The organism is Massilia sp. CT11-108 (assembly GCF_047302915.1).
In the GTDB taxonomy this organism is placed as follows: Bacteria; Pseudomonadota; Gammaproteobacteria; order Burkholderiales; family Burkholderiaceae_D; genus Telluria; species Telluria orientalis.
This window is the reverse complement of the sequence record NZ_JBKYMO010000841.1, coordinates 1-1,558: the sequence shown is the minus strand read 5'-3', so window position 1 is coordinate 1,558 and position 1,558 is coordinate 1. Positions and strand designations below refer to the sequence as shown.

The following is a 1,558-nucleotide window of genomic DNA, read 5'->3' as shown; positions in this document are numbered from 1 at the left end:
GTCGCGGCCGCAGTCTGCCCACGCGAACATGCCGGCCGTCGGCGCCGGCTCCAGGGTCATGCCGAGCGACTCGATGCGGCGCAGCACCGGCGGGCGGATGGCGTCCAGGCGGGTACGGATGCGGTCCAGGTGCTTGCGGTACACGCCCTCGGACAGGATTTTATAAACGACCCGCTCGCCCAGGTCGCTCGTGGAGAGCGTCGCCAGCATCTTGCGGTCGGCCAGGCGCTGCGCGATGTCGCTCGAGGCCGCGATGAAGCCCACACGCAGGTTCGGCGCCAGCGATTTCGAAAAGCCGCCCAGGTAGATCACACGCTGCAGCTGGTCCAGCGCCGCCAGCCGCGTGGCGGGCTGCGAACCGCCCGGGTGCAGGTCGCAATAGATGTCGTCTTCCACCATCGTGATGTCGTGGCGCTCGGCGATGCGCAGGATCTGGAAGGCCTTCGCGGCCGACAGCGACGTGGAGCTCGGGTTGTGCAGCACCGAGTTGATGATGTACAGGCGCGGCTTGTGCAGCGCCGCCAGCGCCTCGAACTCGGCCAGGTCCGGGCCGTCCGCCTGGCGCCGGATGCCGACCACTTTCAGTCCCATCGCGGCGAACGAGCCGAACATCAGGAACCAGGCCGGGTCGTCGACGAACACGGTGTCGCCGGGGCGGCAGAACTCGCGCGCGACGAGGTCCAGGCCTTGCGTCACGCCCAGCGTCGTCACGAACTGTTCGGGCGCGGCCGCGATTTCCAGTTCCGCCAGCTTGCGCTGCAGCTGTTCGCGCAGCGGCGCGTACCCCTGCGGGCTGGCGTAGTTCAGCAGCGCGCTGCTGTTCTGGCGGCTGACGGCGCGCAGCGCGTTGGCGACGCCCTGCCCGTCCAGCCACGCGGTCGGCTTGACGCGGGCCGCGCTCGTCGGCTGGCCCGGCATCTGGCGGAACATGTGGCGGACCAGCCAGACGACGTCCAGCGCGCGCTTTTCCAGCGCGCCCGCAATGTCCGGGTCGTCGCGGCGCAGCGCCGTATTCAGCGGCGCGCGCTCGCGCACGAAGAAGCCGGCGCCGCGGCGCGATTCCAGGTAGCCCTGCGCGACGAGGCGGTCGTAGCTGGCCACGACCGTGAACGGCGAGACGCCATGCGCCGCGGCGAAGCGGCGGATCGAGGGCATGCGGCTACCGACGCGCAGCTGCTTGTCGTCGATCCGGGCGCTGATCATCCGGACGATCTGGTCGGCCAGCGGTTCGCCGGAATCGCGTGACAGCAATGTCGGGATCGTTGTATCGGTCATTTCACCATTACAGTGCGAAAAGGATATCGGTAAGTGTATAGGGACTGTACTGCTCGTCCGGACTAGCATAACCCTGACCAAAGTTTGCTGCAACGACAACCGGAGAACTGATGCGTCCCACCACCCTCACACCGACGCCGACCGTCGGCACGACGTCCGACGAAGCGCGCGGCATGCTGCTCGGCCTGATCGGCGTCGCCATCTTCAGCCTCACCCTGCCGTTCACGCGGCTCGCGGTGCGCGCGCTCGACCCGCTGTTCCTCACGCTGGCGCGCGCGCACCG

General features: G+C 68.7%; 1 protein-coding gene and 1 pseudogene. One reads left to right on the top strand and one right to left on the bottom strand.

All coding sequences use genetic code 11. The features are described from left to right. The coding region (locus ACEN88_RS31295) for a PLP-dependent aminotransferase family protein (RefSeq protein WP_413346001.1) at positions 1-1,275 on the bottom strand (1,275 nt) is incomplete at its 3' end. A 110-nt stretch (positions 1,276-1,385) separates the two neighbouring features. Between ACEN88_RS31295 and ACEN88_RS31290 the strand changes: the two are divergent. Next, a pseudogene (locus tag ACEN88_RS31290) lies at positions 1,386-1,558 on the top strand (EamA family transporter); the annotation flags it as partial.